Source organism: Phenylobacterium sp. (genome assembly GCF_035944335.1).
GTDB lineage: Bacteria > Pseudomonadota > Alphaproteobacteria > Caulobacterales > Caulobacteraceae > Phenylobacterium.
In genome coordinates, this window is record NZ_DASZBG010000109.1 from 1 (window position 1) to 6,385 (window position 6,385).

The 6,385-nt window shown below is 72.6% G+C and carries 9 protein-coding genes; 6 read left to right on the forward strand and 3 right to left on the reverse strand.

The genetic code is table 11. From position 1 onward, the window contains the following. Together VGT80_RS17180 and VGT80_RS17185 are read left to right on the forward strand one after the other, a co-directional pair. Positions 1–222, forward strand: a 222-nt coding sequence (locus VGT80_RS17180) for a ribbon-helix-helix domain-containing protein (RefSeq protein ID WP_327457878.1), incomplete at its 5' end; no start/stop codon positions are given. After that, positions 219–545, forward strand: coding sequence for a type II toxin-antitoxin system RelE/ParE family toxin (locus VGT80_RS17185; RefSeq protein WP_327457879.1), 327 nt, complete (start codon positions 219–221; stop codon positions 543–545). The genes VGT80_RS17180 and VGT80_RS17185, both read left to right, overlap by 4 nt. 62 nt (positions 546–607) lie before the next feature. Here the strand turns inward: VGT80_RS17185 and VGT80_RS17190 are convergent, their stop codons facing one another. Then, positions 608–859 (reverse strand): hypothetical protein, encoded by a 252-nt coding sequence (locus tag VGT80_RS17190; RefSeq protein WP_327457880.1) that lies wholly within the window; start codon positions 857–859, stop codon positions 608–610. 154 nt (positions 860–1,013) lie between these two features. Then, positions 1,014–2,219: a tetratricopeptide repeat-containing glycosyltransferase family protein gene (locus VGT80_RS17195; RefSeq protein WP_327457881.1), complete on the reverse strand. Its 1,206-nt coding sequence runs from the start codon at positions 2,217–2,219 to the stop codon at positions 1,014–1,016. Positions 2,220–2,276: 57 nt separating this feature from the next. Here VGT80_RS17195 and VGT80_RS17200 point away from each other — a divergent pair, with 57 nt between their 5' ends. From VGT80_RS17200 to VGT80_RS17215, 4 genes are all read left to right on the forward strand, one after another. After that, positions 2,277–3,956 carry a glycosyltransferase family 4 protein gene (locus VGT80_RS17200; protein ID WP_327457882.1) on the forward strand — a complete coding sequence of 560 codons (1,680 nt, stop codon included), beginning with the start codon at positions 2,277–2,279 and terminating at the stop codon, positions 3,954–3,956. A gap of 105 nt (positions 3,957–4,061) precedes the next feature. Beyond that, positions 4,062–4,265 carry a hypothetical protein gene (locus tag VGT80_RS17205; protein WP_327457883.1) on the forward strand — a complete coding sequence of 68 codons (204 nt, stop codon included), beginning with the start codon at positions 4,062–4,064 and terminating at the stop codon, positions 4,263–4,265. Between the two features lie 89 nt (positions 4,266–4,354). After that, the gene (locus tag VGT80_RS17210; protein WP_327457884.1) at positions 4,355–4,777 is read left to right on the forward strand and encodes a glycine zipper 2TM domain-containing protein; all 423 of its coding nucleotides are present in this window, start codon (positions 4,355–4,357) and stop codon (positions 4,775–4,777) included. Further along, positions 4,774–5,304 carry a hypothetical protein gene (locus tag VGT80_RS17215; protein WP_327457885.1) on the forward strand — a complete coding sequence of 177 codons (531 nt, stop codon included), beginning with the start codon at positions 4,774–4,776 and terminating at the stop codon, positions 5,302–5,304. The genes VGT80_RS17210 and VGT80_RS17215 overlap by 4 nt, the downstream gene beginning before the upstream one ends. Before the next feature lies 1 nt (position 5,305). On the opposite strand, the gene VGT80_RS17220 is transcribed toward VGT80_RS17215, so the two are convergent. After that, the coding region (locus tag VGT80_RS17220; RefSeq protein ID WP_327457886.1) for a glycosyltransferase family 4 protein at positions 5,306–6,385 on the reverse strand (1,080 nt) is incomplete at its 5' end.

Below are 6,385 nucleotides of genomic sequence, written 5' to 3' on the forward strand. Positions count from 1 at the left end.
TCCCTGCCGGAATCGCTCAAGGCGTTCGTGGATGAGCAGGTCGCTGGGCGTGGCTACGGGACCAGTAGCGAGTACATCCGCGAGCTGATCCGCAGAGACCAGGATCGCCAGCGGCTTCGAGGCCTGTTGCTCGATGGCGCCTCATCGCCGCCGGCGGGTCCAGCCGACGCGGCCTATTTCGAAAACCTTCGCGGCCGGGGGCGCGGCCGAAAGGTGGGATGACACCCAAGCCGTCGATTCTGCGCCAGCTGGCGCGCGGCGACATCGAAGCCGCGGTGGATTTCTACGCGGCCGAGGCCGGCGAGCCTGTGGCGCTCCGCTTCGTGGATGCGCTGGAAACCGCTCTGCGCATGATCGGACGCCATCCCGCGGCGGGCTCGCCGAGATTGGGCCAGGAGCTCGACCTGCCGGGATTGCGGACCCGCCTTCTCAACGGCTTCCCGTATCTGGTCTTCTACGTCGAGAGGCAAGACCACGTGGACGTCTGGCGGGTGCTTCACGGTCATCGCGACATCCCGGCATGGCTGCAGGAGCCTGATGGCTGAAGGCCAAGCGGAACATCGCGGCCAGCCGAAACCACACCCGCGAAAGCCGCGTCGGATCAGGATCAGCGGCGGCGTCGCGCGTCGGTGGCCGGCGGGCCGGCGAGCAACGCCGTTCGCTCGCGCTCGTCGCCGTCGGCGCGGGCTTCGGCCTGTTGCGCCGCGGAGTCGCGGATCACCAGCTCGGCCGTGGCGGCCAGGGCCAGCCAGGTCGCCTCGACGCGGATCAGGCTCGCGCGGAGTTCTGGCGTGAGCGCCTTCTCGGCGGCGAGGCGCGCGGCCACCGCTCTGGCGCGATATTCGTGAGGGGAGTCCACAGAGCGCTCCAACAGGCGGGAGCACGTCGGTCTCTCAGCGGTCGGCGCCCAGGATTTGGCCGGCCGTGTGATCAGAAGAGCCGGGGGCGGGGCCGGGTTCCCCGACGAATGTGAATTCGCGAGTCCGCGTCGCCGCGAGGCAGGCCGCCGCGCTCTAGCCGCGGCGGGCGTCGAGGTCCTGCTCGAGGCGGGCGATCAGCGGGGCCCAGTCGCCCGGCTCGGCCTGTCGATACAGGCGCATGGAGGGATACCAGGGGCTGTCGTCGCGATCGCGCAGCCAGCGCCAGTCGGCGTGCAGGCGCGGGATGAGGGTCCAGCAGGGCTTGCCCATGGCGCCGGCCAGGTGCGCCACCGAGGTGTCGATGGAGATCACCAGGTCGAGCTGTTCGACCATGGCGGCGGTGTCGGCGAAGTCGGCGGCGCCGGTGTCCTCCGGATGCAGGCTGAGCGCGCCGCGGTCGAGCAGCCGGCGCGCCAGGTCGTCGGGGACATTCTTGTTGCGGGCGTTGAAGCCGGTGGGGCTGGCCCGCCAGACCAGGCCCACGCCCTCGAAGCCGCGCCAGCGTTCGCGGCGGCCGGCTGCGGCGGAAAGGTAGGGCGCGCCGGGCACGGTCTCCAGCGTCACGCCGAGATGGCCCGCGAGGCTGAAGTAGCGGCTCCAGACATCGTAATCGCGGATCGCCACCGTCTCGCCGCGGGCCACCGGGACGACCTCGTCGACGCCGGGCGCCGTGGCCAGCAGGGCGGCCAGGGCCGGGCGGCAGCCCAGGGCCACGTGGCCCGCGCCGGCCGCCTTGAGGCCCTGCGCAAAGCGGGCGAACTGGATCTGGTCGCCCAGGCCCTGCTCGTACCAGACCAGGATCGCGCGGCCGGCCAGATCCTCGCCGCGCCACTCAGGAAAGCCGACGTCGATCGGCGGCACCACATCGGGGTGCAGGGCGACGCGGGCCTCCAGTAGCGGCCAGCCCTCGCGGTAACGCCCGACGGAGAGCAGCAGGCCCGCCAGGGCCAGGCGCAGGGGACCGTCGTCAGGCGCGACCTGAAGGCCGGCGCGGTACTGCTGCTCGGCGCGCTCGACATCGCCCATTTCCGAATAGAGGACGCCCAGCAGGCGGCGGATCTCGATGGCCTGCGGACGGTGGCTGGCGGCCAGGGTCAGCCAAGGCTCCGCCTCGGAAAAGCGGCCGCATTCCGTCAGGCAGAGGCCGAGGTTGACGGCGATGTTGACGGTGAGCGCCTTGGCCGCCAGGCGCCCATAGGCCTCGGCGGCCTGCGCGAAGTCGCCCTGCTGCTGCAGCCGCGCGGCCTCGGCGAAGGCCGCATCCAGGGGCGGCTGGCTCGGGGTGGGCGCTTCGCTCAAGGCTCGACGGACGCTCTCGTGTTCGGAATCGAGCGTGCTATCTAGCGCGGATATCCAATGGCGGGGAGCGACGTGGCGAGCCGGTTGTCCATCCTGCATCCGGCCGGCGCCTTGTCGACCAAGGCCAATCCGTTCGGCAAGGACGTGGCCAACCTGGAGCTGTTCCGGGCGCTGGCGCGGCACGGCGGTTTCGAGCAGCTCGACATCCTCAGCCAGAAGCAGCTCGCCGAGGCGGACCTGCGCGCCGCCCTGCTGGACCGCGGCGACCAGGCGACGCGGATCGTGGCGGCCTCGGTGCTCAACACCGCGCTCCCGGCCCAGTCGGGCGCCCTGCTGCGCGGCCAGCCGGACCTCTTCGACATCGCCTGGATCCGCCGCGCCCAGGCGGGCGACCGGGCCTACAGCCTGCTGGGCCTGGTGCACACCATAGCCCCGCCGTTCATGCGCCAGCTGATGGCCATGGCCTCGGTCGGGCCGGTGCAGCCGTGGGACGCGGTGATCTGCACCTCGCCCAGCGTGCGCGACGCGGTGGCCCGCATGTACGCGGAGTGGGGCGAGCACCTCGCCGAGCGCACCGGGGGCAAGCCCCCGCCGCAGCCGCAGCTGCCGATCGTGCCGCTGGGCGTCGATGGCGCGGCGTTCGCCGCCATGGCTGACCGACCCGAGGCGCGCGCCCGCCGGCGGGCGGCGCTGGGGCTCGCGGACGAGGACATCCTGGCGCTGTGGGTCGGGCGGCTGTCGTTCTTCGAGAAGGCCTTCCCGCAGCCCATGTTCCGCGCCCTGCAGCGCGCCGCCCAGGACACCGGGGCGAAGATCACCTTCGCGCTGGCGGGCTGGTTCCCCACCGAGCTCGACCGCGGCCGCTACGAACAGGCGGCCCGGGCCTGCGCGCCGGACGTCACGATCCGCTTCCTGGACGGCAACGACCGCGAGCTGCTGGGCGAGCTCTGGGCCGCCTCGGACCTGTTCCTCAGCCTGGTGGACAACATCCAGGAGACCTTCGGCATCACCCCGCTGGAAGCCATGGCCGCGGGCCTGCCGGTGGTGGCCAGCGACTGGGACGGCTACCGCTACACCATGCGCGACGGGGTCGAGGCGTTCCTGATCCCGACGCTGGGCGGACCGCCGGGCGGGCTCGGCGCGACCATGACCGCGCGGCACGTCTTCGAGATCGATTCCTACCAGACCTTCGTGGGCACGGTGGCGCAGTTCACGGCCGTGCACATCGGCCGCGCGGCCGCGGCGATCGCCGAGCTGATCCGTTCGCCGGAGCTGCGGCGCAAGATGGGGGCCGCGGGCCGCGCGCGGGTGGCGGGGACCTTCGACTGGCCGGTGGTGGTGGCTCAGTACCAGGCGCTGCTCGACGAGCTGGCGGCGATCCGCGCGGCCGCCAAGGACCCGCCGGCGCGGCGCAAGACCAATCCGGTTAAGGGCGACCCGTTCAACGACTTCGCGGGCTTCCCGACGCTGATCGCCTCTCTCGACCTGCCGCTCCGCGTGGCCACGGGCATGGGCGCGGCGGACGTGCTGAAGACCCGCGACACCGAACTGGACCAGGCCTTCGGCTACTGGCGCGCCAGCCTGGACGACTGCGCCGAGGCGGTGCGGCTGGTGGCGGCGGGCAAGGCGGCGAGCGTGCGCGAGGTGCTGCTGGCCTTTCCGCAGGAGAAGCGCCGTCCGATGGAGCTCGGCCTGCTCTGGCTCGCCAAGCAGGGCTTTCTCGACTGGCTGGAATAGGCCGCCAGGCGCCGGCCGCCGTTACCGCCAAGCTACCTCAGGTCGCAGCGCGCAATTTCGCGATGGAGAGTATCAACGCCCCCGTCTCCGCTTGAATGGGCCACTATGGCGACCTTTCGCGCATATCTTCTCGACACGGCCGGCAAGATCACCTGGGGCGAGTGGATCGAGGCCAAGGACCAGGCGGAAGCCGAAGCGAAGGCGCATGCCCTGTGCGGCGCGGGCATCCCGGCCGTCGAGCTTTGGCAAGGCCCGCGGCGGCTCGCGGAGTTGCCCTGCGACGCGCCGCTCAGCCGCAAGGCCGGCTAAGCCGCGCCTTCGGCGCCACCAAACGACCTTCACAGGCGTTTCTCCTCGTCGGGCCTCGCGGCGTGAGGCTCCAGCCAGAGGAGAGATCGATGCGCCATCTGCTGTTCGCCGTGGGCGTGAGCCTGACGGTGGCCGCCGCGTCGGCGGCCGAGGCGCGGTCCGGGTGCGAAGCCGATGCGCATAGCCGCCGGGTCACCGGCACGGTAGTCGGCGCGCTCGGCGGCGGCTTGCTGGGCAGCGCCGTGGCCGGGCATGGGTCCAAGGGGACCGGCGCCCTGGTGGGCGCGGGCCTGGGCGCGGTCGTCGGCAACCAGGTGTCGCGGGTCAGCTGCGACCACCGCGGCTATCGCCACGCGCGCTATGCTCCGCGGCGCAACGCGGCCTACGCCTCGACGCCGGCCTATGCGGGCGCCTACGGGACCAATACCAGCGCCTCGTGCCGTTACGTGGCCCGTCCCTACTACGACCAGGCCGGACGGCTGGTCTATGCCCCCATGCAGGTGTGTGAATGACCTCCGCGAAATCGATCTCCGTCGTCGCCGCGGCCGCGGTGGCCGCCCTGGGCCTGTCGGCTTGCGACGGCGCCAACGGCCACGCCGCCGCGAGCGGCATCTGCAAGCCGTTCACCACCACCACCACCACCACCACGAGCACCACGACCACGCAGACGAGCCCGGCCGGACCCGCCACCGGCGTCGGCGTCCTGCCGGCCGCCCCGATGGGCGATCCGTCGGCGGCGATCGACGACTGCCTGCATCGCTGGGGCTACACGCTCGCCGGCTCATCGGATGCGGCGAACTTCGTGGCCGAGGCGACGGTGGCGGCGTGCGGCACGGCGCTGTCGAGCTGGAACCAGCAGGCGCTGAACGCCGACAACGCCGGCGGTGCGGTCCAGGCGCCCAGCCTGATGACCGGCCAATCCACCAACCCGATCTCCGAGCACTACAGCTTCGCCCAGGGCCGGGCGCTGTTCTACGTGGTGCAGGCCAGGGCCGGCCACTGCGGTCCGCCGCCCGCCGGCGCGACCAGCGACCGCTGAGCTAGGCTAGCGGCGCCTCGCCCGCCTTCAGGCGCAGGGCGGCGGCTTGCAGCCCGGCGGGCAGGGTGGCGAACCAGGCCTCCGGCGAGAGCCGCTCGGCGACCGCGCGGCGGCCGGCCTCGGCCAGCCGGCGGCGCAGGGCCGGGTCGGCCCGCAGGCGGCTCAGCGCCTGGGCCGCGGCGTCGAGGTCGGGCTCGGCCCAGCTCTGATGGCCATAGATGCCCTGCGGGTCCTGCACCGGCGCCATGGCGTAGGGGACCAGCAGCGAATTGCCGGCGTCCATGAAGTCGAGGTTGCCCGAGAAGCCCGTGGCCACCACCGGCACGCCCAGCGCCATGGCCTCGGCCGGCGTCAGGCCGAAGCCCTCGGCGCGATGCAGGGAGATCAGCGCGTCGGCGCCGGCGATCAGCGCCTTCACCTGCGCATAGGGCCAGGTCTCGTCGATCAGGCGGACATTGGGCGGGCACCGGACCCGCAGTCCGGCGAGCAGCTCCGGGAAGAGCCGGCCGTTCTGGGTCTTGATGGTGAGCTCGGCGCCGCGGTCGTCGCCGAACGCCCGGCGGAAGGCCTCGATGGCGCCTTGCGGATTCTTGCGCGCGGCCGAGGAGTTGAAGTCGAACAGGGCGAGCGCCTGGAACGCGGCGCGGCGCGGGGCGGGGGCCACGTCGCGGTAGTCCTCGGCGAACAGCGGATGCGGCACGACCCGCACGGGGGCGGCCGCGCCGGCGAGGGCTTCGGCATTGTAACGGCTGGGCGCCCAGACCTCGTCGACCAGCGCGCCGTCCTTCAGCCAGCGGGACGGCGCGCGGGGCAGCTCCCAGGCCCAATACCCGTAACGAGGTCCCAGCAAACGTCGCGGACCGAGCACCGCCAGCTCGGCCAGCAGTTCCGGCGGGTTGAGATGGAAGATCCAGGCGCTCGCCCGCTCCGGCGGATCGCCGCGCGGGGTCCAGGTGAGCCTGGCGTGACTGGCGTCGATGCGCTCGACCGGCACGCCCAGCGCCTCGAAGGCGCGCGCGCCCAGTCGCGCCGAGGCGGCGATGCCGTGGCTGCCGGAGAAGTAGCCGACGACCTTGATCGG

Coding starts and splice junctions, on each gene's coding strand:
- VGT80_RS17185 (WP_327457879.1), top strand. CDS start 219: ATGACACCCAAGCCGTCGATTCTGCGCCAGCTGGCGCGCGGCGACATC.
- VGT80_RS17200 (WP_327457882.1), top strand. CDS start 2,277: ATGGCGGGGAGCGACGTGGCGAGCCGGTTGTCCATCCTGCATCCGGCC.
- VGT80_RS17205 (WP_327457883.1), top strand. CDS start 4,062: ATGGCGACCTTTCGCGCATATCTTCTCGACACGGCCGGCAAGATCACC.
- VGT80_RS17210 (WP_327457884.1), top strand. CDS start 4,355: ATGCGCCATCTGCTGTTCGCCGTGGGCGTGAGCCTGACGGTGGCCGCC.
- VGT80_RS17215 (WP_327457885.1), top strand. CDS start 4,774: ATGACCTCCGCGAAATCGATCTCCGTCGTCGCCGCGGCCGCGGTGGCC.